Below are 22,206 nucleotides of genomic sequence, written 5' to 3'. Positions count from 1 at the left end.
AAGACCATGACGCCCTCGCCGACCACTATGCGCGCCGTCCAGCTCTCCGGCCCCGGCCCCATCGAGAATTTGCGGCTGACCACGCTGCCGCTGCCGCCCGAGCGCGACGGTTGGGTGCGCATCCGCGTCGAGGCGTTCGGCCTCAACCGCTCGGAGCTGAAGCTTCGGCTTGGTGTGAGTGTCGGCGTGAGTTTTCCCCGGGTGCCGGGTATCGAGGCGGCCGGTACTGTCGACGCGGCTCCGGCCGACAGCGGCCTCAGCGTGGGGCAGAAGGTCGTCACCATGATGGGGGACATGGGGCGCACGTTCGACGGCGGCTATGCCGAATACACCTCGGTGCCGCTGTCCCAGGTGATCCCCGTCGACACCGATCTGCCGTGGGAGGTGCTCGGCGCACTGCCGGAGATGGTGCAGACCGCCTACGGCTCGCTCACCGTCGGCCTGGACCTGCGGCCCGGACAGTCCGTGCTGATCCGCGGCGGCACCTCCTCGGTGGGCCTGGCCGCCGCCGCGCTGGCCAACTGGCGCGGCGCCACGGTGCTGTCCACCACCCGGCAGGCCGCTCGTCTCGCCTCGCTGAAGGAGCACGGCATCGACCATCCGTTGCTCGACACCGGCGAGGTCGCGCCCGCGGTGCGTGCGCTGTACCCCGACGGCGTCGACGCCGCCCTCGATCTCGTCGGCACGCCGACCCTGCCCGACACCTTGCGCGCGGTGCGCGTGCACGGCACGGCCTGCTTCAGTGGCAGCCTGTCCAATCAGTGGACAGTGCGCGACTTCGCACCCAACGAGTACCTGCCCAGGGGTGTGCGTCTGGCGGGTTATTTCGGCGACGCCACCGACCTGCCGCAGGAAGCCTTCCAAGAGATCCTCGACGCCGTCGCGCGCGGTGAGCTGGTCTTTCCCCTGGATCGCGTTTATGACGGTTTGGCGCAGGTGCCGCAGGCCCACGACGACATGGAGCACAACCGTGCCACCGGCAAACTCGTTGTCCGCGTCCGGCATTAGGGCCGCATGGCCGCCTGGACCGCGGCGGTATCGGTGAATTGTTCGAAGCGAACGACGGTTCCGTTCGACAACCGCCACACGTGCACGAACCGGGCCGTCATCCAGTGGCCGGTCGCTCGAAAGGTGCCCGAATAGCTGCCGATACCGATGACGATGCCCGCCCCGCTGCCTGCGATCTCATCGACCGCGGCGGTGTAGCCGTCCCATTCGGCGGCGATGCGGGCGAAGACGTTGTCGCGCACCGCGTCCGGACCGATGTAGGTGCCCGCGTAGGGGAACCCGGCCATCTCGGTCCAGGCCACGTCCGCGGCCAGCGGGGCGAGCATGCCGGGCAGATCGCCGCGGTCGGACGCCGCGTAGTGGGCCGTGATCACCTCGAGGTCGCGGTTCATGGCGTTGGTCTCCTTCAAATCGGTTGTCCGTCTTGGGGATACTGCACGCGGCCGAGGCTGGTGATGTGGGCGCCGCCCGGTGCGTTGCGCACCGCGCCGCCCTTGCCGATGCCGAAAAACTTTCCGGTGGAACGCAATGCGCCGAGGTCGTAGAGCCAGGTCGCGGCGACCGGGATCAGGAACTCGCGGAAGGTGAAGACGTAGAAGTCGTCCGCGAGTTTCCAGGTGGTGGTCAGGTCCACGTCGCCGTGGCCGCGCTGCTCACCGACCAGGCATTGCCAGCAGTAGCGTTCGGAGCTCAGGTAGAGGTGCTCGTAGAGATGATTCGGGCTGTATCGGTAGAGGGCGCGCCAGCCGATGAGGTCGCGGGTGGGTCCGGGGATTTCGCCGCTCGGGGCGCGACCGGTGTCGATGACGCCGGCGAAGAACCGCTGCGACACCTGGGGGACACCGGGGGTCGGTTGCTCGGCGATCGTCGATTCGATCGTCACGGTGCGCGCCGTCGGCAGGTGCAGCACCGTGACCTCGCTGACGCGCGGCCGGTCGGCGAAGGTCTGGTCGAGAAAGAATACGTCGGGGGAGACCTCGATCGCCTGATACCAGTCGGTGCCGGAACTCGCGCCGCGCGTCCAGTGCACCTGCTCGGCGGACTGGAACCGCAATTCGGCCACCACCTCGTCGGACCGGCGCAGCAGCCACCGTTGGTCTTTCAGCCGATCGGTGGGCGGTATCCGGTTGCCGTCGATGCCGGCGGCGAAGTCGTCCATCTCCTTCCAATCGGCGGGGGAGGCCCAATCCTGTACTGCGGTGGGGTCTTCGGCCATCGGTGTCTCCTCAATCGTTGGGCGCGAACGCGATCGTGGGCAGGTCGACCGCGGAAGCGCCGGCATCGGCGGTCACCACGGATCCCGTCATCGCCGCGGAATCCGCGGACAGCAGGAAGGCGATGATGGTGGCGATCTCCGCCGGCTCCACCGGCCTGCCCAACGGCGTGTCGCGGGTGACCAACCGGTAGGCGGCGTCGCGATCGATACCGCGTTGGGCGGCAAGGACATCCATCTGCTCGTCGGCCATGGCGGTACGCACCCAGCCCGGGCACAGCGCGTTCACTCGGATGCCGTCGCGGCCGTAGTCGCGGGCCAGTGACTTGGTCAGTCCGATCAACGCGTGCTTGGCGGTGACGTAACCGGCCACCGCCGGCCCGGCGAACAACCCGGCCAGCGACGACACCACGACGACCGAGCCACCCCGCTCACGCAGGTGCGGTAACGCGGTGCGCACGGTCACGAACGCGGTGGTCACGTTGGTCTGCATGGCGAGCTGCCAGTCATCGTCGGCGGTGTCGCCTACCGTGCCGAGCCCGTGTCCGCCCGCGTTGGCGACCACCATGTCGAGTCGGTCGTAGCGATCGATCGCGGCGGCCACCATCCGCTCGACATCGGCGGTGTTCGCGGCGTCGCCCGCCGCGACGAGGGCCGCGTCGCCCAGCTCGGCGGCCACCGCGTCCAACGGTGCACGCCGCCGGCCACTCAGCACCACCGCCGCACCCTCCGCGACCAGTCGCCGGGCGGCGGCCGCGCCGATACCGGTGCCGCCGCCGGTGATCAGGGCGACCTGGCCCGCCAATCGTTTCGTCATATCCATGCCGGATCTCCGCATCGCTGTGGTGGCGCCGACGGTATCCGGCGCGAACCGGCGAATTCGAGCGCTGCCTCAGCCGGGTGTTCTGGCGGACAAGGACTGTGCACGCAGGGACAAGGGATCTGGGGCCGCGGTGCCGGAAGCTGGTTCGCACATTCGACGACAGGAACGCGATCGTGACGGCCAATGACACCGAACAGCGTGAACCGGCAGCCCGGCCCGCTACCGCCCCCGCCGGTTTGGCACCTTTGGCGCGGCGGATGTTGCACGCCGAGTCCAACAGTGTCCTGCTGGCGACGGTTGCCCTGGTGGTGCTGATCGGGGTGCTGCATCCAGACTTCGTGAGCGCCGGGCAGATTCGGGACGTCCTGCAGAGTTCGGTGTACGTTGCGCTGCTCGCCGCCGGGATGGCGTTTCTGCTGGCCATGCGGGAGATCGACCTGTCTGTGGGGGCCGGGTTCGCGTTGTCGCTGATCACCGCGGCGGTGCTGATGCGATCGGGGCTCAACCCGTGGCTGGCGGCGGGTGCGGCGATCGTGTTCGGCGCCTTGCTCGGACTGGTCAACGCGCTGGTCGTGCAGGTGATCGCGATACCGGCGATTGTCGCGACGTTGGCGACCATGCAGGTCTATCGCGGTCTTGCGGCGGCGTGGAGCAACGGTCAGCAGGTCAACGGATTACCTTTGGAGAGTTCGTTTTTCACGGTGACCGGCGGTGATCGGCTCGGACTGCCGGTGAGCGTGTGGGTGTTGCTCGTGGTCACCGCGGTGCTCACCGTCGTGCTTCGCCTGACACCGTTCGGCTATCGGGTCCGATCCATCGGGTCCAACCCGGAAGCGGCCCGGTTCTCGGGCATCTCGACGGGCCGGACGCGGCTGCTGGTGCTGATGGGTGTCGGTGCGCTGTGCGGGCTGGCCGGGGTGCTCGGGCTGGCGTTCTTCACCTCGGGTGATCCCAATGTCGGCACCGGGTTCGAGTTGCAGGCCATCGCGGCCGCGGTGATCGGCGGCACGCCGCTGCGCGGTGGCAGCGCGACGGTCGTCGGTGCGGTCGCGGGCGCGGTGCTGCTGAGCGTGGTGTCCAGCGGGCTGGTGTATTTCGACATTCCGGTGAACTGGAGCGCGTTCGCGAGTGGTGTCGTCGTACTGATCGCGGTGGCCATCGACAGTCTGCTCCGTAGCCGCCGCCGCGCTAAACGCTCCGAATTCGGGCTCTAGCGAACATCTTTCGAAGGACATCGTGATGAATCGACAGAACAAGTGGATGCGTGGCGCGGTCGCGTGCTGTGCGCTGGTACTGGTCGCGTGCGGCAGCGGTGGCACCGGCAGTAGTGGTGGCCCGAAGAGCGGCACGCTGCGTCTGGCGTTCGTCTACGCCACCACGTCGCAGAATCCCTTCCAGGAGATGGCGTTAGGTGCCGCGGCCGGTGCCGCCGACGCCGGGGATGTGGATCTGAACGAAACCGCGCCGCCGTCGATCAATGGCCCGCAAGAGGTTTCGCAGTTCCAGGCCGCGGTGCGCACCGCGCGTGACGGGGTCGCGATGGAGACGCTGACCCCGGATCTGTTCGTGCGCCCGCTCCAGCAGGCCGCCGCCGCCGGGGTTCCGCTCGCCACCGTCGACACCGTGCCGCCTGCGGGCGCGAAAGTGGAACTGTATGTCGGCAACGACAACACCGAACTCGGTCGCGGCCTCGCCACCGAAATCATCAAACAGATTCCGGTCGGCACCGCCGGAGAGGTAGTGCTCGGCAACGACATCCCCGGGCTGGCTCTGCTGAGTCAGCGCTTGGACGGCATGAAAGCCGTTCTGCAAGAGCAACGTCCGCAATTGACCGTGATCGGGCCGTTCGACACCGGCTCCGAACCCACCGACAACTACAACAAATGGAACAACACGGTGAAGGCGCATCCGGACGCGGTCGCCTACCTCGGTGCGGGCGCATCAGATGCGGTGTCGCTGGCCCTGATTCAGAAGAACACCGGCCGCCGGATGCTGGTCGGGTCCTGCGATCCCGACGCGCAGGCGTTGCTCGGGGTAAAGGACGGTTACGTCGCCGCGCTCGCCTCGCCGGAGCATTGGCTCAAGGGCTACATCGCGATTCGGTTGCTCGCCGAGCACGCCCGCACCGGCAAACCGTTGACCCAGGGCTGGTGGAACCCCGGCGGGTTGATCATCAACGCCGCCAATATCGCTGACATCGTCGCCCGCCAGCAGAACGACCAGAGCAGACGTCAGTGGTTCGCCGCCGCGGCCACCCGGCAACTCGCCGACCCCGGGAGTTACCTGCGGCCATTGGCAGACGCGAAATGACCGGTGCGCCAATGCTCGAGGTCAGCGGCGTCGGCAAAGCCTACGGCGGCGTGACCGCCCTGCGCGACGCCGAACTGACCGTACGCGAGGGCTCGGTGCACGCGCTGCTCGGCGAGAACGGCGCCGGCAAGTCCACTTTGATCAAGGTGGTGTCCGGCGCGGTGGCCCCCGATCGCGGCAGCCTGCGGCTCGGCGGTCACCCGGTGTCGTTCAGCTCGACCGCCCACGCCGCCCGGCATGGTGTGGCGGTGGTGTCGCAGGAATTGAACCTGTTCCCCGACCTCGATGTGCTGGCCAACCTGTATCCGATGCGCGAACCCACCCGCGGGCCGTTCCGGCACCGGGCCGCCATGGTCGCGCGCGCCGAGCCGGTGCTGGCCCGATTGGGTCTCGACGTCGACGTGCGCCGTGAGCTCGGCACCTTGTCGCTGGCGCAACGTCAGCTGGTGGAGATCGCCAAGGCACTGATCACCGAGCCGCGGGTACTGATCCTGGACGAGCCGACCTCGGCACTGGACGAGATCGGCACCCGCCGCTTGCTGAATATCGTTCGGGTACTGCGGGAACGGCGCGTCGCGGTGGTGTTCGTCTCGCACATCCTGGAGGAGGCCATGGCGCTGTGTGACGAGATCACCGTACTGCGCGACGGGCGCACGGTCCTCTCGGCGATGCCGCGCGCCGAGCTGGACATGGATCGAGTGGTGACCGCCATGCTCGGCGAGCGGTCCACCACCACAGCCGACGTCGCGGTGGCGCGGCCATCCGATCGGCTCGCCGGCGGGCTGCGAGTACAGGACATCGAGGTGCCCGGCCGATTACACGGGCTCCAATTCACCGCCGAGCCAGGGGAAATCGTCGGCGTCGCCGGACTGGTCGGCTCAGGACACAGCGCGATCCTCGAAGTCATTGCCGGTCTATGCTCACCCAGCGCTGGCCGAATCATTCTGCCGGACGGCCGATCCGGCCCATCCGGTCTCCGAGCGGCGATCGCCGCCGGAGTCGCACTGGTATCCGGTGATCGCCGGCGCATCGGGCTGATGCTCGACAAGCCGGTGTGGGAGAACATGGCCCAAATCCGGTCGGTGGCACTGGCTCGCGACGGTGCGCTACTGACACCCGGCCGATTGCGAACCCGCGCACGCGAACTGGTGTCTCGGTTACGCATCCGCACCGCCGACGTAGACCTACCCTGCGGACTCCTGTCGGGCGGCAACCAGCAGAAAGTCGTACTCGCCAAATGGCTCGCCGCCGAGCCGACCGTGCTGCTCCTCGATGACCCCACCCGAGGCGTGGATGTCGGCGGCAAGGCCGAGATCCACGCCCTGTTGCGCGCCGCGGCCGCGAACACGGTGGTGCTGTTGTGTTCGACCGACCTCGAGGAGCTCGCGGCACTCTGCGACCGGGTGCTGGTGATGTACCGAGGCCGGTTGTGCGCGACCCTAGCAGGGGAGTGCCTCGATCCCCACACGATGCTGCACGCCATGAACACCGGTACCACCTGACCGCGCCACGCGCGCAGTCAGCCACGGCGACAGCAGAATCCGCACTCTCTCTCGGGACCCGCACTGGCTTTAGGATCAGATTCTCAGGCCAGATTCTCAGTGCGGATCCCGAGACTGAGTGCGGATTTTGGTAGGTACCGGCTCGCGGGTTCGGGTTCGTCTGCCGGGGGCGGGTTTATAGAATCTCAGGTACGAAATCGTATATGATCGTTGACTGACGGTGCCACATCATCGAGGAGGGCACATGGCGGTGGCGATTCCGCCGCGGGTCTCGCGGGTGGACCGGTTCGACAGCTTTCGTGATGCGGTCTCGCATACCTTTGTGCCGCTGCAGGTGGAACGTGTTGGTGGCGAACCCTTTGACGGCCGGTTGCGTAGCGTTGCACTGGGGGCGTTGCAGGTGACCGAGGTGGGGGCTACGCCGCACCTGGTGCACCGGACGCCCGCGTTGATCGCGCGTTCGGATCCGGAGTGTTACAAGCTGGGCGTGCAGTTGCACGGGCATTGTCTGCTTACCCAGGATGATCGCGAAACTCGTTTGGCTGAGGGAGATTTCGCGATCTACGACACTAGTCGCCCCTACTCCATGGCGTTCGACGGACCCTACCGGCAGCTGGTGCTGATGCTGCCGCGACGGCTGCTGTGCTTACCCGAGGATCGGATCGCGGCTGTCACCGCGCGCCGGGTGCCCGGCGATCACGGTGCGGGCGCGCTGTTGTCGATGCTGTTGCGCGAACTGGCCTGCCATCTCGACGAGGTGGCCGGTCCGGCCGAAACGCGCTTGGCCGACAACATCGTTGATCTGCTCGTCACCGTGCTGGCCGGACGTCTGGACCTGCCCGCCTCGACCCGGACCGCGGTGCGGCGTCCGCTGACCGCACAGGTTATGTCGTACATCGAAGGACACCTCGGCGACGGCGATCTTTCGCCGCAGCGCATCGCCACCGTGCACTACATCTCAACTCGGTACTTGCACAAGCTCTTTCACGAGCAGTCGATCACCGTCGCGGGCTGGATTCGGGAGCGACGCCTGGAACGTTGCCGCCGCGACCTGCGCGACCCGCTGCGCCGCGACCGGTCCATCGCCGCCATTGCCGCGCGCTGGGGGTTCCCCGATCCCGCGCACTTCAGCCGGACCTTCCGCGCCGCCTACGGGCTCAGCCCGCACGAGTACCGGTGCGCGCAACGCGCGCAACCGGTCTCGGCTTCGCCTCACGACTCCTGAATGGGATCGGGCAGCTTCCAGCGGTCCGGGCGTGGACGGAGGTAGATCAAGTAGTAGGCGCTGCCGACGAGCATCGCGGCGATCGCGACCACCATCTGCTGCCAGGAGGCGTCGACAACGCTGTACCCCGCGTAGCCCATGGCGGCGACGACGATGATCGGCGGCAGCGGCCACAGCGGCATTCGGTAGCCGCCCGAGGAGGGACGGCTCCGCACCCGGAACGCGGCCAGCGCGACGAACAGATACACCATGACCAGTCCCGCGCCGGTCGCGGTGATCAACCAGGACAGGGGCAATACTGTCGCCGCGACGGCGGCCAGCGCGCCGACCACGAGGGTGGCGACCACCGGTGTGTGCCAGCGCGGGTGCACACCGGCCAGCGCGCGATCGATCGGGTCGGGCCAGCTGCGATCGCGGGCCGAGGCGAACAGCAGCCGGGATATCTGCAGGATGATCGCGATCACCGCGTTGACGATGGCGATCGCGATGCCGACGCTGACCAGGGTGTTCACCGCGGATCCGCCGCGCGCGGTCAGGAAGTAGTTCATCGGTGCCGGGCTGGTCAGTAGGTCGGTCATCGACGGTGCGCCGAGGACGACGGCGGCCAGCGGCAGGATCTCGATGGCGACGGTGGCGGCCAGGCAGACCATGATCACGCGGCCGATGGTGCGCGTCGCGTTCTTGGTTTCCTCGGCGTAGTAGACCGCGGCGCCGTAGCCGTTGTAGCCGAACAGTGCCACCGGGATGAGGGCGGCCAGCGCGCCGGCGCCGACCGAGGTCGAGCCGCTGTCGGACATCGTGATCGCGTGGAACCATTCCGACGGTCCGCGTTGGACATTGGCGAATCCGAGGAACACCAAGACCGCGATCGCCGCGATCTCGATACACAGGAAAACCCCGGTGACCCAGGCGTTGGCCTTGATGTTGAGCACCGCGATGCCGGTCGTCACCACGATGACGGCGATGCCGACCCATTTGCCGCCGAGCTGGGGTATTGCCACGCCGAGATAGTCGCCGGTGCCGAGGGCGATGACCGAGATGATCAGCACGCCGTTCACCAGCGTCAGTGCGAAGAGGGCGAACCCGATCGGGCGGCCGAGTAGTCGTGCGGCCCAGGTGTATTCGCCGCCGGTGATCGGGAAGGTCGCCGAGAGCTCGGCGTAGCAGAGTCCGATGAATACCGATGCCACCGCCGCGATGGCCAGCGTGAGCACCGACGCGCCGCCCGCCGCCAACAGAATCGACGGAATGATGATGAACACGCTCGAGGCCGGCGTCACCGACGACAGCGTGATGAGGATGTTTTCCCCCATGCCGAGCGCTCGCGAGAGCTGTTGGCGGTAGCGGGGTTGTTGATGGTCGTCGTCGGCAGTCTGGCCGGTGGTCTGGGTCGCCATGGCCGGTCCTTTCTTTGATGTACAGTCAAAGAATGGCCTAAAGTTGCTGTGAAGGTTCGGTTTTCCACGTTACGGTCGATTAATTCATCATCAACATGAGGCAACAGGAGGGGCGGATGGCACGCCGGAAGGATCAGGAGCGGGCCCGCCGGGTGATACTCGACGCGGCGCTGAGCGCGGTGTCCGACCGTGGCGTCGGCAAGCTCAAGATCCGTGAGGTCGCCGAGTTCGCGGGGGTGTCGCCCGCGACGGTGCACTACTACTTCGACGATCTCGACAACCTGATGCGCGAGGTCCATCGCGAGGCCAGCGACCGGTTCTTCGGCGGCCGGCTGGCCATGGTCGCCACGATCACCGACGCCCGCGCGAAGATCGGCGCGTTGATCTGGGCGGGACTGCCCGCCTCGGCGGCCGACGAACTGGTCGTCGCGCTGTATCGGCTGGCCGCCTATCGCAGCGTCGGCGCCGAGCACGGTGACCTGATCACCGCGCTGTTCGAGCAACAGGTCGCGGTGTATATGAGCGCACTGGAAGTGGGAATCGCCCAGGGACACTTCACCGTCGACGCGCCGATCCTGGATGTCGCCGCGAATCTCGTTGCGCTGGAGGATGCCTACGGCCTGCACATCGTCAGCCGGAACCGGTCGATCACGAAAGCCCGTGCCGCCGAATTGATCTGCGCCTATGCGCGGACCGCCACGCACTGCCTCGACATCACGACACCCGAAGGATGAGCCCGATGCCGGAGCACCGATCGTTTTCCCCTGATGGACGTCCGCGGGCACGAGCCCTCGGCATCGCGCCCGGCGGCACGCCTGGTCCTTGGAACGCCATCACCGATGTGGCCGGCATCGAGGTGGGATATCAGACGCTGATCGCAGGGGATGGCCCGTTGCGGGTGGGCGCGGGTCCGGTGCGCACCGGCGTGACGGCGATTCTGCCGCGCGGGCGATCCGGGGTCGGGCGGCCGTGCGCCGCGGGGCGTTATTCGCTCAACGGAAACGGCGAAATGACCGGCACCGCATGGATCGACGAGGTCGGTCAGCTGTCGATGCCCGTCACGATCTCCAACACCCATGCCATCGGCGCCTGCCATACCGGCGCCATCCAGTGGATCAACAAGACCGATCCGGTGCTCGCCAGGGAGTGGCTGCTCCCGGTCTGTGCCGAAACCTGGGACGGGTACCTCAACGACATCAACGGCGGCCATGTCACGCCGGAACTCGTTGTCGCCGCACTGGATTCGGCCGGTAGCGGACCTCTCGCCGAGGGCTCGGCCGGTGGCGGCACCGGGATGAACTGCTACGCCTTCAAGGGTGGCAGCGGCACCGCGTCACGACTGGTCGAGTTCGGGTCGCGCACCTACACCGTCGGAGTGTTCCTACAGGCGAATTTCGGCTCCCGGCACGAACTGACGATCCGCGGACAGCGCGTCGGCGCTCAGCTCGAGGTGGGCAACCCGATGGAATCCACCGACTGGGGCACCGCACCCGACCGCACGCCTGCCGCGCCCGGCGGCGCCGGTTCGGTCATCGTCGTCGTCGCGACCGACGCCCCGCTGGACCCGTTGCAATGCACCGCCATGGCCCGCCGCGTCCCCTTCGGACTGGCCCGCACCGGCACCACCGGCAGCCTCTTCTCCGGCGACCTGTTCCTGACCTTCAGCACCGCGGCAGATCGGCCCTCCGACACCGGTTTCCCGATCGGCGAGCCGACCGCCGCCGACCTGGTGACCGCCGCCCGCGTGCCGTGGAACCGGATGGATTCGATGTATGCCGCGGTCGTCGAAGCGGTCGAAGAGGCCGTGTTGAATGCTCTTATCGTCAATACCTCGATGACCGGCCGGGACGGCCACTACTCGCCTGCCCTGCCACACGACCAATTGAAGGCCCTGCTGGTCCATTGAATTTCGGGTGCATGCTGTATAACGAGAAACAGACTGCGTTCGAAACGGCATGTACGGCCCATCGGCCCGGAAAGTTTCAGCTCCAACCTCGACAGGCTAGAACGGGCTTCGGCCGATGGGTAGAGGCGGGGGCTGACCCGAAGGGAAGGCGATAGGTTGAACGTCCTCGGCGGCGCGATAATGGTCAACGTCCCTGATCCGGACGCTTCGGCGGATTTCTTGGTGCACCATCTCGGTTTCACGGACGCGATTTCCGATGATGGCCTTGCCGTCGTCTTCTCGGCCGAATCAGGTTTGCACATAGCGTTTCTGCGCGTCGGTCTGCCGGACTTCCGACCGGAATCGGTGGCGGGTGCGCTGAGGAAAGGGATGATCATCGTGCTGGTCGTCGACGACGTCGAGACCGAATATGCGCGAATACAACAAGCGGGCATCGAGATCGCGACGCCACTCGAATTCTCGAAATGGGGCGGGACGTCGGGCGAGCGGTACTTTCAGATGAGGGATCCGAACGGGCTTATTGTCCGTCTCACCGAGTGGACGTGATCGGCGCGGTCAGCCCACGGAGGCACGGATTCGGCGGGCAATCTCGTCCGCTCGGCAACCCGGAATTGATCGAGGACGCCCGCCCGTACAGATCATGGCCGAGGGCATCATCGCGACCGCCTCTTTCCGACCCGATGTCACACTTGCTTGCTGCCTTTCGTCATACATGCAGCAACGACTTGGGCAACATTGAGTGAGGACAGAAGCACATGGGTATCGAGGAACTACGCAGCGCGATCCGCGCGAGCGTGCTGCTGCCGGGCGACGCCGGGTTCGAGCAGGCGGCGCGGCCGTGGAATGTTGCTGTGGCGCAAACGGTCGCGGCGGTCGTCGAGGTCGCTGATGCGCAGGACGTCGCGGATGTGTTGCAGTATGCGGGCCGAGCGGGCCGTCAGGTCGTAACGCAGCCGACCGGGCATGGCGCGACGGGCGATATCGACAACGCGATTCTGGTTCGTACCGGCGCACTGAACCGCCTCGAGATCGATGCCGAGCGACGGGTGGCGCGGGTCGGCACCGGTGTGCAGTGGGGCGCGGTGCAGACCGCGGCGGCCGTGCATGGGTTGACTGGACTAGCCGGTAGCAATCCGGTGGTCGGCGTGACCGGCTACACCCTCGGCGGCGGCGTCGGCTGGTTCGCCCGCAAGTACGGCTGGGCCGCCAACGCGGTCCGCGCCTTCGAGATCGTCGACGCCGCCGGACAGCGGGCCCGGGTCACCGCCGATACCGATCCGGAGCTGTTCTGGGCGCTGCGGGGTGGCGGCGGCGATTTCGCGATCGTCACCGACATCGAGTTCGACCTGTTCCCGCTGCCGCAGCTGTACGGCGGTCGGGTGATGTGGTCCGCCGAACGCACTCGCGAGGCGTTCGACCTGTTCACCGAACTCACCGCCGATGCTCCCGCCGAGCTGTCGGTTTGGTTGCAGCGCTACCAGATTCCCGGCCTCGCGCCGACCGTCGCCCTCGACTTCGCCTACCTCGGTGATCCGAGCGAAGGCCGCGAGCTGACCCGTCGGCTCGACACCATCGACGGTGTCCTCGCCGATACCAGAGGCGCGCTGACCCCGGCGGAGATCGGCAAGATCACCGCCGAGCCCACCGACCCGAGCCCGTCGCTCTCGCGTGGCGAGCTGCTCACCGATCTCGGTGACGCGGTGGTGAAGACGGTCATCGACGCGCCGACCGCACCGCTGCTGAACATCCAGCTCCGCGGTCTCGGTGGTGCCCTCGCCGAGGACCGACCCGGCGATGGCGCCCGCGGCTCGGTCAGCGAACCGTACGCGCTCTACCTGCTCGGCCTGCCGGACCCGGGCAATGCGGTCCGGGCCCGATTCGGCGAGATCCTCGACGCGCTCGGCCCGCACATCACCGGAGCCAAGCCCTACACCTTCCTCGCACCCGGCGAGTCGGCCGCCGCGGCCTTCGACTCGGAAACCCTTGCGCGGCTACGGAGTATCAAGCAGGACCGGGATCCGCACGGTGTCATCCGTGCCAATTTCCCGGTGCATGGCTGAGTGATCGGGGGGCCGTCGCAGACACTCTGCGGCGGGCCCGTCCGCTCAGAGCGTCTTGAGCTCGGCGCAGAGGCGCCGATAACAGGAGAGTGCCGACGGAGCGTTGGAAACGCCGGTGGGCGAACCGGATTCGATCCACTCGGTGAAGGTGGTGAACAGGACCGCGCTGGCGACGGCGAGCAGGAGCCGTATCCGTGAGCGTTCCGTGGCGGGAATCGTCGCGAGCAATCCGTCGGTCTGTGCGTTTGTCGCGGCGGTTGCCACCGCCATCAGCTGCGGCGATGACGTGATGGTCTCGTACATGCGCACGGACGTGCCGACGTTCGGGTCCTCGTCGAGTGTTGCCAGCACGCTGCCGAAAGCCTGCTCTACATCGCGCATGCGCACCTTGTGCGGATCCATTCGCGCGAACACCTCCTCGAGGGCGTTGCTGAATCCCCACCGGTCGTAGACGAGCGCACTGTCCCTGGTGGCGAAGTATCGGAAGAACGTGCGCGCCGAGACGCCGGCACCCGCGGCGATGTCGTCGACGGTGACCTGGTCCGCGCCGCGCTCGGCGGCCAGCGTCACCGCGGCCAGATGGATCTCCAGCTTGGTCTGCCGTCGTCGGCGTGCCCGCAGATCCGGCCCGCGGCGCTGCTCGGAGGCGTCTGTGTGCTGCATCACTCCAGCCTAACAAAGTGGCAGAAATTACCATCATGGCGGACATTGCCACTATGGCAGAGTCTGCCATTTGTGCTTAGCCTGGGGGTAGCCGACCTCCCCTTACCAGCGCTGTTACGGGCCGGTCTCAGGCTTCTCTATCCCGGTGAAGTCGAAGGAGTCAAGTCATGACCGCGTCACAACTGTTGGTTCGCCCGCTCGCGCCGAGCGAGGTGCTGCATTTCCGGTTCGGGCTCTACGTGGGGTATGCCACGCGGGTTCGCGGCACGCTCGACTCGGCCGCGCTGGTGCAGGCGTTCGCCATTCTGCGCCAGGTTTACCCGATCCTGTCCGCCCGGCTGGTGCTCGACGACACGAGCCAGCCGTCTATCGAGGCCGCGCCGGAACTCCCCGCGATGATCGATGAGGTGGCCGGTTGCATCGACGACCCCTTGTTCGGACTGCCAGACCTGGATGATCATGCTGCGGCAATTCATACGGTGCGCGGGAGCGATGACACGGCCACGGTCACTTTGCTGACCCATCACGCCATCGCGGATGGTCACCACTCGCTGTACCTGCTCGCCGAGCTGTGGAGCCTCTACACCGCCTGCGTCGGCGACGTGCGGATCGCGCCGCAGCGCCACGACTACCCGCATTCACTCGAGTACCTACTCGATGAGCGTGGCATCGGCATGGGTTCGCTCGCGCTGCCAGGCGACGAGATGTTCGGCGCCTTGGCCGACGTCAAAACCTCTCCGGGCTCGTCCGAGGGTAGTCGTATTCGCTTGTCCGCCAACGAGACCGCCGCACTCCGCGCTACCGGACGTGGCGCGGGGACCACGATCAATGGGCTGGTCTCCGCCGCGTTGCTGGCCGGCATTGCACAAAGCCGCGGCGTCGACATCGAGACCCTCAACTACACGTACGTCGTCGACCTGCGCGCTAGACTCACTCCGCGCGTCGGGTACCCGGAGGGAACCAATGTGCTGAGCATGGCTCATTTCGTGGCCGATCCGCGTGCCGGAGACGACCTCCTCGCACTGGCCCGTGCGATCACCGGCCGACTTCGAGAAGAAATCGCCACCGGTGCGATCTTCGCCGGAAGTTCCGCGTTCATGCCGACCCTCGACCAACCGGATGCCGCCACCGTCGGCCAGCCGGATGCCGCCACCCTCGAAGCGCTGCTGTCGACGGTCGTGATGTCGACGAACTGGGGAGTCATCCCGCCCTTGTCGGCTCCCGCCGACCTCGTCATCGAAGACTTCTACCCCATTGTGCCGAGCAGCCCCATCGCATCCATTGTGCCCCATGTCATTACGACCTACGCCGGCCAGCTCACCATCGACACGACGGCGCAGCCGTCCGAAGAGAGTCGGCTCCTCGCCGAGCATCTCCACGCCTTGGCCCGGCTCGCTCAGTAGGCCATCGCGAGCAAGGTCGTCGAGCGCACTCGTTCGGGTCGCTCGGCGATCTTGTCTGCGGGCGATTGACATCGTTGATCGCGATTGAGTTGATCGCAAATTATCGCTTTTTACGATGAAGTCGTTGGCCTAGCGTGGCATTCATGAACCTTTCCAACGGCGAGAAGCTCGTCCACCTCAACGATGTCGAGCTTTGCGTCGAGACCTTCGGCAATCCCGCGAACCCGGCGATCCTGTTCATCGATGGCGCCACTGCCTCGATGCTGTGGTGGGAAACAGAGCTGTGTGAACAGATCGCGCGCGGCGACCGGTACGTGATCCGCTACGACAACCGGGACACCGGCAGATCCACCAGCTACCCGCCCGGGCAGCCGGGCTATGCGTTGACCGACTTGGCCGGGGACGCGCTCGGCATCCTGGATGCCTTGAATGCCGAACGCGCACATATTGTTTGCCGGTCCATGGCCGGTGGCATCGGGCTTCTCCTCGGGGTGGACCACCCAGACCGGGTGGCATCACTGACATTCGTCTCCACCTCCACGGGTGCGGAGGGACTGCCGTCGTCATCCAGCGAGCTCGCCAGCAGTATCCCCGCCGAACCGGACCTCGCCGACTCCGGCGCGGTGGTGGAATACATTGTCGCGTCGGTAAAGGCGTGTTCGGGCGGCTCGCCCTATTTCGACGAGGCCGCCACGCGCACGCTGGTCGAGCGGGACGTGGCCCGCGCACGTGACATCGCGGCCACCCTCGGCAACCACTACGCGGTGAGCTTCGACGGAGCGTCCCGCGACTTCGCCGCCGTCAAGGCGCCGACACTGGTTGTGCACGGCGACCATGACCCGCTTTTGCCACTCCCGCACGGACATTCGGTGCGTGCCGCGATTCCCGGCGCGACGCTGTTGATCCTGGAGGGCGCCGGGCACGACCTGCCGAAGCCGCTGTGGGACGTGTTCGTCCCGGCGCTGCTCCAGCACACCGCGGACGGTCGATCATGACCCGGCTGCAGTCGGCGCTCTGGTTGCCGATCTTCGACGAGCTCGCTGACCCCGTGCTGGTCGCACGCCTGGCCGCCGAAGCCGAAGAGGCAGGCTGGCACGGCGTTTTCGTCTGGGACCACCTGCGCTGGCGGGCGCCGGTCAGGCAGGCGGCCGACCCGTGGATCACCCTCGCCGCGATCGCCACCGCCACCGAACGCCTCCGATTCGGGCCCATGGTCACACCGCTGCCCCGGCGCCGACCTGCCAAGGTGGCCAAGGAAACCGCGACGCTGGACCGGCTCGGCGGCGGCCGGCTCACGCTCGGTGTCGGTCTCGGCAGCGATCGTTTCGCCGGCGAGTTGCGTGCGACCGGTGAGGAACTCGACGATCGGCGGCGCGGGCAGATGCTCGACGAGTCGCTGGAGATTCTGACCGCCGCGTGGTCCGGTGAGCCGGTGCATCACCACGGTGAGCACTACACCGTCGACGGAATCACCTTCCTGCCCAAGCCGATTCAGCGTCCTGGCGTGCCGGTGTGGGTCGCGGGGTTTCCCGGCAATATCAAGCCGGTGCGCCGTGCCGCGCGCCATGACGGCTTCGTTCCGGTCAATCTCGATCACCCGGATCAGCTCGCGGAAATCGTCACCACCATTACCGGTCTGCGCCAGGGGCAGATGGCTCCGTACGACATCGCCGCCACCGGCGCGTCCGGCACCGACCCGGTGCCCTATGTCAAGGCGGGCGCCACCTGGTGGCTGGTGGAGTTCGCACCGGAAACAGTCTCGCTGGACCAGGTACGGGGCGTACTCCGCGACGGCCCGGTCGAGCGGTGAGTCTCGTCCTGCCACCGCGCCCGGTGGCAGGCATATTCGGTCGGGTGCCGGAGGAATTGAGGGCACGCGCGGCGGTGTTACGCAGGCAGTACAACCGTATTCTGTAGCTATACCGGGAGCGAGTACGTGACTCCTGCGACCGGCCATCGGGGAGGTGGGCCGTGCAGATCACCGAGTTCAGCGTCTTCGGGCTGCGGTCGTCGGTCATCGATCTCCGAGTACGCGGAAACCCGTTGACCTTTCGGCTCTTTCCGATGGTGCACATCGGTCAGCGCCGGTACTACCTGGAGGTGGCCGACCGCCTGCGTGCATGCGACCTGGTCGTCTCCGAAGGTACCGACACCCCCAGCTCGACCGGCCTCGCCATCGTCCTCGCGATGCGACTGACCTTTCAACGTGCGGCACGAGACCTGGTGCATCAGGACATCGACCACGCGGCGCTCGGTGTACCGATCGTGTGGCCGGACGCGCTCTCGCGTCACAATCGCAGAAGACGGACGGCGGTGCTGTCGCTGCTCGACCTACTGTTGCTCACCCCGTTCTATGTGGTGGTGATGGCTTTGGGTGGTCGTAACTGGTTGTTGCGCACGCGATTCGAGGTGTACGACAACTCCGAGGTGCGGCTTCGGTTCATGAACAAAACCCTCCTTCGGGACCGGGATAAGGCTCTGGTGTCGGCGTTGGCGGAGATCCATCAGGAGCGTCAGGACCGTCGCGAGGTGGTGGGGATCGTCTACGGCGCGGCGCATATGCCCGCGGTGATCGAGGCGTTGAGTGCCCAATTCGGCTATCGGGCGGTCGGCGCGGACTGGTTGGCGGTTTTCGATGAGGCCTCGCTCTTTCGTCCTATATAGGTGTCGCACCGGGATATTCGGCCATTCGCCGGTATTGGACGGGCCGGATCGGGCCGATCTGCCGGCCGGACCGGGGCAGGTTGAGCGCACCTTGCTCGGGTTGCTCGGTGACCTGCTCCAGTCCGGCCGTGGTGTCGGGTTCGATGGTGGCGGCGTCAGGCGGGTGGCGGGCGAGGTGACCCGCGATGCGTGGGCGTCAAGCGGAGGCCAAGGCCGCGGCGCTCAGGGGAGCGAGCACTGCGGCGAGGGGGCCGAGTGCCGCGCTCCCGGTTCCGGCGATCGAGCTACCGCCATCGAGGCCTGCGCTGCCCGAGCCGAGGGCCGCGCTGCCGGGGCTGAGGACCGAACTGCCGGGGCTGAGGACCGAACTGTCGGACTCCAATCCCTGTGCCAATGCCGCGCCTACTTCGAGTGCGTTGCTGATGGTGGTCAGCACTGTAGTGAGATCCGTTGCCGGAGGGGTTATTTGGGTATTTTTGGCAGGTGTGCTCGCGGGACTCGTCGCGGCGGCAGTGTCGTCTTCGGTGCTGCTCGTCGCGGCGGGTTTGCTCGTTTCGGTGTTGCGGGCGGCGCTGCCGGTCTCCAGGCTTCGGGCGAATGCCGCGCCCGCATTGAGGGCCGTGCTGATGTTGGTCAGGAGTGCGGTGAGATCGACTGGCGGAAGGGCGATTTGGGCACCGGGACGGGCGCCTGCCGGCTCGCTCTGATGGTGCGGTCGTGGCGTGTTCGTCCGGCCGGGCACCGGCGTCTTCGGCTCGAACGGCGTGAGCGGCAGGCCGAGTCCGGTCGGACCCACCTTGTCGCTGGACGGCTGATCGAGTGTGTCCGCGTCGATGGATGGTCGTATCGGCCACCCCGCTCGGCTGACCGGCTGTTGCGTGTCGGTTGCCGTGCCCGCGGGATCGGCGACCGGCGCTTGCGGCGGTAGTTCGGTCATGGTGGCCGTCAGGATCGCGGCTTGATTCGCGGGCGAGGGCCCGTGCTCGGTGGCGATTCCGGTGGCGATCAGTGCGGTCATCGAGAGCATGGCCAACCGCATCGAACCGAGAGGGTTTCGCCTTGCGTTGTGTTTGCCCATCAGTTGTTGTCCTTAGTAACGAATCGACCGATTCAGTTGTGCCCGCACGTCGGTGTCACCGGGGGCGACGGACGTGGCGCTGCGATATTTGCGCACGTCCGCCCATGGCAGAGCATGGGGTGAGGCGAAGATCGAACGCGTCCGGTGTCCTGAGGCGCGGCCATTTTGGATGCCACGCATCGTATCGGACGGTTCGTCATCCCCGCTACGTTATGAAGTCGAATCCGGCACGATTGCCACCGGGCCGCTAGAGGCTAACCAAGATGCTGCTGGGATCTTGCCGGGGCACCGAACGAGATGTTACCGTTATTTAAACGTAATACGAACCGTGGAGTCTGAATTATGCGTCTTTCTCCCGCTCTGATCCGCTCCTCACTTACTTGTCTCGTCATATCAACTTTTTCCGCCTGCCTAATCGCCTCGGCTCCCGCGGCCCCGGCGGCACCCCAGGCCCAGTCCGTCGCCGCCGAGGTGGTCGGTCTCACCAACGCGGAACGCGCGAAGGCCGGATGCCCCGCCCTGGCAGCCGAAAGTCACCTAACCCGGGCCGCGCAGGCGCATACCGAAGACATGGCCGCCCGCGGCGTCCTGGCGCACGACTCGGCCAAGGGCAGCCCGGGTGATCGGATCAAGGCGGCGGGCTACCGCGCAAGCAGCTGGGCCGAAAATATCGCATCGGGGCAATCGAGGGCCTCCGCCGTGGTCGGGGCGTGGATGCGCAGCGCTGGCCACCGTGCCAACATTCTCAATTGCGGCCTTCGTGATATCGGCGTCGGATTTGCCACAGGTCGAAATGGCACTCCTTTTTGGACACAGGACTTCGGTACGTCCAATGGGCAGAGCTCGAATCTCTCCGCTGGGCGCGCGCGTCGTTGAGATTTCGCTTAACTGAAATTGGAGTGATCGGAAATTCGTGCGGGGATGCCGAATTTCCGGAACTGTGATTTCTTTTGCCACCGCTGACAACACGTAGAACCGTGACTTGCTGGTGGCGATAGGTCGACTGGTTGCCGACCTATCGCTACCAGCGATGTCGCCTCCAAGCTGCGCCGACCGCACTGCGCGACGGCACGCGAGAAGATCGATACAGCCGGGCGAGCTCGAGTAGTCCTACGGTGTCGCCATCGCGGTGGGTCACCGACGCTGGATCGGTGCAGAAATATTGGGGATTGTTCTGGGCTGCGACGGCACTGGTGATCGTGGTTGCCGCACTGGCGATGTGGGCCGATCTGGCGGCGTCGACGGTGATCGGTGCCGGGCTGGGATTTGTTGCGTTCTTCTGGTTCGTGGCGGTGTTGACCGTGCCGTGGAATCTGTATTTCGGTGCGCGGCAGGTGGCGCACCGGTTCGAGACGGCGCGCGAGCGCGAGATCGCGGTGCCGGAGGGGCGGGCCCGGGAAGTCGGCACCTTGGCCGAGCGGCTGCTGCTGGTGGCAATCGGGACGCATGTGGTGTCGGCGATCATCGCCGCGGCGGTCGCCTTGTTCACCGGCTACCAGATCGGCTATTACGTAGCCGGATTCTTCGTCGCGACCGTGCTGATTCGGCCTGCGGCAGCGTATTTCGCGTACCTGCGGGCGCGTATCGCGGCCATCTCCGAGGAGGCGGCCTATCCGCCGGACGACGTGCGCACCCTGCGCGAACAGGTGCGATTCCTGACCGAGCGGCTCGACGCCAGTCGATCGACCGCTCTCGCGCAGGCCGACTCCGACGCCCGTCAGATCGATGAGCTACGCGATGACGTGCGGCGCCTCGATCAGCGCGTCCGTGAGGAACAGCGCGGCACGCGCGACGTCGTCGCCCGCGACCACGCCGAGGTGGTCGAGCGGGTCGGCACGGTCGATCAACGCGTCACCGCGATCGCGGCGCGCTTCGATGCCGCCCTCGACGGCATCACCGATCAGCAGGAGATCCTCGCAGGCCTGCGCGCTTTCGCCCGCCTGATGCGCGAAGAGCCCCGGTGAACGGACCTTTTTGCGCTCAGGTCTAGGAAGCGGCCATTTCTAGCCGCCGGACAATGGCGTCGCGATCCAGCCGCTGCCGGTGCTGGTGCTGCCGCCGCGGTTGGATCCGTTCTACAAGGCGCCCGCGCATGTGATCGCGTCGACCGAGCCGGGCGGCATCATCAAGGCTCGCCAGATCACGCCCGCGCTGCTGTCGGTGACGCCGTTCAACATCGACGCGTGGCAGGTGTTGTTCCGTACCAACGACAGTCACGGCAACGCGGTGGCCACGGTGACGACCTTGATCAAGCCGCGCGGGACTGCCCCAGAGGGCGGGTTCAAGCTGCTGTCTTATCAGGTGGTTGCGGGCTGGTCACCGGCCGGTGGTGGTCATGAGTGATGACCTCGAGCGGCTCGATGACCCGAACTCACCCCCTCAGGTACGCGCCGTCGAACTGAGAACGCGGCGCGTGGTCACTGTGCGGGCGCGGCGCCGAGTCCCTGGGTCCAGCTGCGCTGCTGGCCGCGGCGGGAGATCCGCCAGCCCTGCGCTGTCCGGATGTACTCGTCGAGGTACCACATGCCGAGCTGCGCGATCGGTGGCTCGCCGTTCTGGGCCGGCATCGCAATCGAGTTCAGGCACATGATCCGGCCCGTTGCCCGGTCACCGTCGATGCGGATGTCCGAGTTGGCCATCAGATGCTGGAACGCGGGGAACTGCGGCAGACTCTGGGCGAGCCACTCCTTCATTTCGCCGAGCTTGCCCGCGATGCCGCCGAACGCGCTCAAGTCGATTGCGGCATCCTCGACGAACACCTCGTCCAGGGCGTCGAAATCCAGGCTGTCGATCGCCGTCGCGTACGCCACCAGCAAATCCTGAATCTCCAACCGATCCGAAATCTCCTGAATCGTGAGCACCAAACCTCCTAGAACACCGAAACGAAAACCGAACGCTATCGGCCGCGCAGATTTCGGCCCAGCCCCCAACCGGCTGATCTTGCCGTCTGATCG

23 protein-coding genes are annotated in these 22,206 nt (G+C 66.7%); 16 read left to right on the top strand and 7 right to left on the bottom strand.

Annotated features, from left to right (window positions below; genetic code table 11):
* Positions 1-6: 6 nt before the first annotated feature.
* Entirely contained in the window at positions 7-1,008 is a 1,002-nt protein-coding gene (locus ACIBCN_RS05575; protein WP_396990305.1) for a zinc-binding dehydrogenase, read from the top strand.
* On the opposite strand, the gene ACIBCN_RS05570 is transcribed toward ACIBCN_RS05575, so the two are convergent.
* The 3 genes from ACIBCN_RS05570 to ACIBCN_RS05560 are packed head-to-tail and all read right to left on the bottom strand — an operon-like array spanning position 1,005 to position 3,044.
* Positions 1,005-1,400 (bottom strand): nuclear transport factor 2 family protein, encoded by a 396-nt coding sequence (locus ACIBCN_RS05570; protein WP_396990304.1) that lies wholly within the window; start codon positions 1,398-1,400, stop codon positions 1,005-1,007. The genes ACIBCN_RS05575 and ACIBCN_RS05570 overlap by 4 nt on opposite strands.
* Before the next feature lie 14 nt (positions 1,401-1,414).
* Positions 1,415-2,224 (bottom strand): MoaF C-terminal domain-containing protein, encoded by an 810-nt coding sequence (locus ACIBCN_RS05565; RefSeq protein WP_396990303.1) that lies wholly within the window; start codon positions 2,222-2,224, stop codon positions 1,415-1,417.
* Between the two features lie 10 nt (positions 2,225-2,234).
* Positions 2,235-3,044: an SDR family NAD(P)-dependent oxidoreductase gene (locus ACIBCN_RS05560; RefSeq protein WP_396990302.1), complete on the bottom strand. Its 810-nt coding sequence runs from the start codon at positions 3,042-3,044 to the stop codon at positions 2,235-2,237.
* A 173-nt stretch (positions 3,045-3,217) separates the two neighbouring features.
* On the opposite strand from ACIBCN_RS05560, the gene ACIBCN_RS05555 reads away from it, so the two are divergent.
* The 4 genes from ACIBCN_RS05555 (at position 3,218) to ACIBCN_RS05540 (ending at position 8,081) form a co-directional block, all read left to right on the top strand.
* The gene (locus ACIBCN_RS05555; RefSeq protein WP_396990301.1) at positions 3,218-4,258 is read left to right on the top strand and encodes an ABC transporter permease; all 1,041 of its coding nucleotides are present in this window, start codon (positions 3,218-3,220) and stop codon (positions 4,256-4,258) included.
* Between the two features lie 25 nt (positions 4,259-4,283).
* Entirely contained in the window at positions 4,284-5,354 is a 1,071-nt protein-coding gene (locus ACIBCN_RS05550) for a sugar ABC transporter substrate-binding protein (RefSeq protein ID WP_396990300.1), read from the top strand.
* On the top strand, positions 5,351-6,856 hold the full coding sequence (locus ACIBCN_RS05545) for a sugar ABC transporter ATP-binding protein (protein ID WP_396990299.1): 1,506 nt from the start codon (positions 5,351-5,353) through the stop codon (positions 6,854-6,856). The genes ACIBCN_RS05550 and ACIBCN_RS05545 overlap by 4 nt, the downstream gene beginning before the upstream one ends.
* Positions 6,857-7,100: 244 nt before the next feature.
* Entirely contained in the window at positions 7,101-8,081 is a 981-nt protein-coding gene (locus tag ACIBCN_RS05540; RefSeq protein WP_396990298.1) for a helix-turn-helix domain-containing protein, read from the top strand.
* Here ACIBCN_RS05540 and ACIBCN_RS05535 read toward each other — a convergent pair.
* Positions 8,069-9,478: an APC family permease gene (locus tag ACIBCN_RS05535; RefSeq protein WP_396990297.1), complete on the bottom strand. Its 1,410-nt coding sequence runs from the start codon at positions 9,476-9,478 to the stop codon at positions 8,069-8,071. The two genes, ACIBCN_RS05540 and ACIBCN_RS05535, sit on opposite strands and share 13 nt — an antisense overlap.
* 116 nt (positions 9,479-9,594) lie before the next feature.
* Here ACIBCN_RS05535 and ACIBCN_RS05530 point away from each other — a divergent pair, with 116 nt between their 5' ends.
* From ACIBCN_RS05530 to ACIBCN_RS05515, 4 genes are all read left to right on the top strand, one after another.
* A complete protein-coding gene (locus ACIBCN_RS05530; protein WP_396990296.1) occupies positions 9,595-10,212 on the top strand; it encodes a TetR/AcrR family transcriptional regulator in 618 nt (205 codons plus the stop codon).
* Positions 10,213-10,217: 5 nt separating this feature from the next.
* On the top strand, positions 10,218-11,384 hold the full coding sequence (locus ACIBCN_RS05525; protein ID WP_396990295.1) for a P1 family peptidase: 1,167 nt from the start codon (positions 10,218-10,220) through the stop codon (positions 11,382-11,384).
* A gap of 156 nt (positions 11,385-11,540) precedes the next feature.
* Positions 11,541-11,930: a VOC family protein gene (locus ACIBCN_RS05520; RefSeq protein WP_396990294.1), complete on the top strand. Its 390-nt coding sequence runs from the start codon at positions 11,541-11,543 to the stop codon at positions 11,928-11,930.
* Between the two features lie 209 nt (positions 11,931-12,139).
* Positions 12,140-13,444 (top strand): FAD-binding oxidoreductase, encoded by a 1,305-nt coding sequence (locus tag ACIBCN_RS05515; RefSeq protein WP_396990293.1) that lies wholly within the window; start codon positions 12,140-12,142, stop codon positions 13,442-13,444.
* 45 nt (positions 13,445-13,489) lie between these two features.
* Here the strand turns inward: ACIBCN_RS05515 and ACIBCN_RS05510 are convergent, their stop codons facing one another.
* Positions 13,490-14,107, bottom strand: coding sequence for a TetR family transcriptional regulator (locus ACIBCN_RS05510; RefSeq protein WP_396990292.1), 618 nt, complete (start codon positions 14,105-14,107; stop codon positions 13,490-13,492).
* Between the two features lie 167 nt (positions 14,108-14,274).
* On the opposite strand from ACIBCN_RS05510, the gene ACIBCN_RS05505 reads away from it, so the two are divergent.
* From ACIBCN_RS05505 to ACIBCN_RS05490, 4 genes are all read left to right on the top strand, one after another.
* Positions 14,275-15,510: a hypothetical protein gene (locus ACIBCN_RS05505; protein ID WP_396990291.1), complete on the top strand. Its 1,236-nt coding sequence runs from the start codon at positions 14,275-14,277 to the stop codon at positions 15,508-15,510.
* Positions 15,511-15,653: 143 nt separating this feature from the next.
* Complete coding sequence (locus ACIBCN_RS05500) at positions 15,654-16,505, top strand: alpha/beta fold hydrolase (RefSeq protein ID WP_396990290.1); 852 nt, start codon at positions 15,654-15,656, stop codon at positions 16,503-16,505.
* A complete protein-coding gene (locus tag ACIBCN_RS05495; RefSeq protein WP_396990289.1) occupies positions 16,502-17,320 on the top strand; it encodes an LLM class flavin-dependent oxidoreductase in 819 nt (272 codons plus the stop codon). The genes ACIBCN_RS05500 and ACIBCN_RS05495 overlap by 4 nt, the downstream gene beginning before the upstream one ends.
* 161 nt (positions 17,321-17,481) lie before the next feature.
* The gene (locus ACIBCN_RS05490) at positions 17,482-18,174 is read left to right on the top strand and encodes a hypothetical protein (RefSeq protein ID WP_396990288.1); all 693 of its coding nucleotides are present in this window, start codon (positions 17,482-17,484) and stop codon (positions 18,172-18,174) included.
* 196 nt (positions 18,175-18,370) lie between these two features.
* Here ACIBCN_RS05490 and ACIBCN_RS05485 read toward each other — a convergent pair whose 3' ends face one another.
* Positions 18,371-19,252, bottom strand: coding sequence for a hypothetical protein (locus ACIBCN_RS05485; protein WP_396990287.1), 882 nt, complete (start codon positions 19,250-19,252; stop codon positions 18,371-18,373).
* Positions 19,253-19,594: 342 nt separating this feature from the next.
* Here ACIBCN_RS05485 and ACIBCN_RS05480 point away from each other — a divergent pair, with 342 nt between their 5' ends.
* The 3 genes from ACIBCN_RS05480 to ACIBCN_RS05470 all read left to right on the top strand — a co-directional run bounded on the left by ACIBCN_RS05480 (position 19,595) and on the right by ACIBCN_RS05470 (position 21,595).
* Positions 19,595-20,128 carry a CAP domain-containing protein gene (locus tag ACIBCN_RS05480; protein WP_396990286.1) on the top strand — a complete coding sequence of 178 codons (534 nt, stop codon included), beginning with the start codon at positions 19,595-19,597 and terminating at the stop codon, positions 20,126-20,128.
* Between the two features lie 275 nt (positions 20,129-20,403).
* On the top strand, positions 20,404-21,216 hold the full coding sequence (locus tag ACIBCN_RS05475) for a hypothetical protein (protein WP_396990285.1): 813 nt from the start codon (positions 20,404-20,406) through the stop codon (positions 21,214-21,216).
* 79 nt (positions 21,217-21,295) lie between these two features.
* Complete coding sequence (locus ACIBCN_RS05470; RefSeq protein ID WP_396990284.1) at positions 21,296-21,595, top strand: hypothetical protein; 300 nt, start codon at positions 21,296-21,298, stop codon at positions 21,593-21,595.
* A 74-nt stretch (positions 21,596-21,669) separates the two neighbouring features.
* On the opposite strand, the gene ACIBCN_RS05465 is transcribed toward ACIBCN_RS05470, so the two are convergent.
* Positions 21,670-22,113 (bottom strand): nuclear transport factor 2 family protein, encoded by a 444-nt coding sequence (locus ACIBCN_RS05465; protein WP_396990283.1) that lies wholly within the window; start codon positions 22,111-22,113, stop codon positions 21,670-21,672.
* Between the last annotated feature and the right edge of the window lie 93 nt (positions 22,114-22,206).

The organism is Nocardia sp. NPDC051052, from assembly GCF_044456045.1.
Lineage (GTDB): Bacteria > Actinomycetota > Actinomycetes > Mycobacteriales > Mycobacteriaceae > Nocardia.
The sequence above is the reverse complement of the archived record's forward strand: the minus strand, read 5'-3'. Positions and strand labels throughout refer to the sequence as shown.

Coding starts and splice junctions, on each gene's coding strand:
- ACIBCN_RS05575 (WP_396990305.1), top strand. CDS start 7: ATGACGCCCTCGCCGACCACTATGCGCGCCGTCCAGCTCTCCGGCCCC.
- ACIBCN_RS05570 (WP_396990304.1), bottom strand. CDS start 1,400: ATGAACCGCGACCTCGAGGTGATCACGGCCCACTACGCGGCGTCCGAC.
- ACIBCN_RS05565 (WP_396990303.1), bottom strand. CDS start 2,224: ATGGCCGAAGACCCCACCGCAGTACAGGATTGGGCCTCCCCCGCCGAT.
- ACIBCN_RS05560 (WP_396990302.1), bottom strand. CDS start 3,044: ATGGATATGACGAAACGATTGGCGGGCCAGGTCGCCCTGATCACCGGC.
- ACIBCN_RS05550 (WP_396990300.1), top strand. CDS start 4,284: ATGAATCGACAGAACAAGTGGATGCGTGGCGCGGTCGCGTGCTGTGCG.
- ACIBCN_RS05545 (WP_396990299.1), top strand. CDS start 5,351: ATGACCGGTGCGCCAATGCTCGAGGTCAGCGGCGTCGGCAAAGCCTAC.
- ACIBCN_RS05540 (WP_396990298.1), top strand. CDS start 7,101: ATGGCGGTGGCGATTCCGCCGCGGGTCTCGCGGGTGGACCGGTTCGAC.
- ACIBCN_RS05535 (WP_396990297.1), bottom strand. CDS start 9,478: ATGGCGACCCAGACCACCGGCCAGACTGCCGACGACGACCATCAACAA.
- ACIBCN_RS05530 (WP_396990296.1), top strand. CDS start 9,595: ATGGCACGCCGGAAGGATCAGGAGCGGGCCCGCCGGGTGATACTCGAC.
- ACIBCN_RS05525 (WP_396990295.1), top strand. CDS start 10,218: ATGCCGGAGCACCGATCGTTTTCCCCTGATGGACGTCCGCGGGCACGA.
- ACIBCN_RS05515 (WP_396990293.1), top strand. CDS start 12,140: ATGGGTATCGAGGAACTACGCAGCGCGATCCGCGCGAGCGTGCTGCTG.
- ACIBCN_RS05510 (WP_396990292.1), bottom strand. CDS start 14,107: ATGCAGCACACAGACGCCTCCGAGCAGCGCCGCGGGCCGGATCTGCGG.
- ACIBCN_RS05505 (WP_396990291.1), top strand. CDS start 14,275: ATGACCGCGTCACAACTGTTGGTTCGCCCGCTCGCGCCGAGCGAGGTG.
- ACIBCN_RS05500 (WP_396990290.1), top strand. CDS start 15,654: ATGAACCTTTCCAACGGCGAGAAGCTCGTCCACCTCAACGATGTCGAG.
- ACIBCN_RS05495 (WP_396990289.1), top strand. CDS start 16,502: ATGACCCGGCTGCAGTCGGCGCTCTGGTTGCCGATCTTCGACGAGCTC.
- ACIBCN_RS05485 (WP_396990287.1), bottom strand. CDS start 19,252: ATGGGCAAACACAACGCAAGGCGAAACCCTCTCGGTTCGATGCGGTTG.
- ACIBCN_RS05480 (WP_396990286.1), top strand. CDS start 19,595: ATGCGTCTTTCTCCCGCTCTGATCCGCTCCTCACTTACTTGTCTCGTC.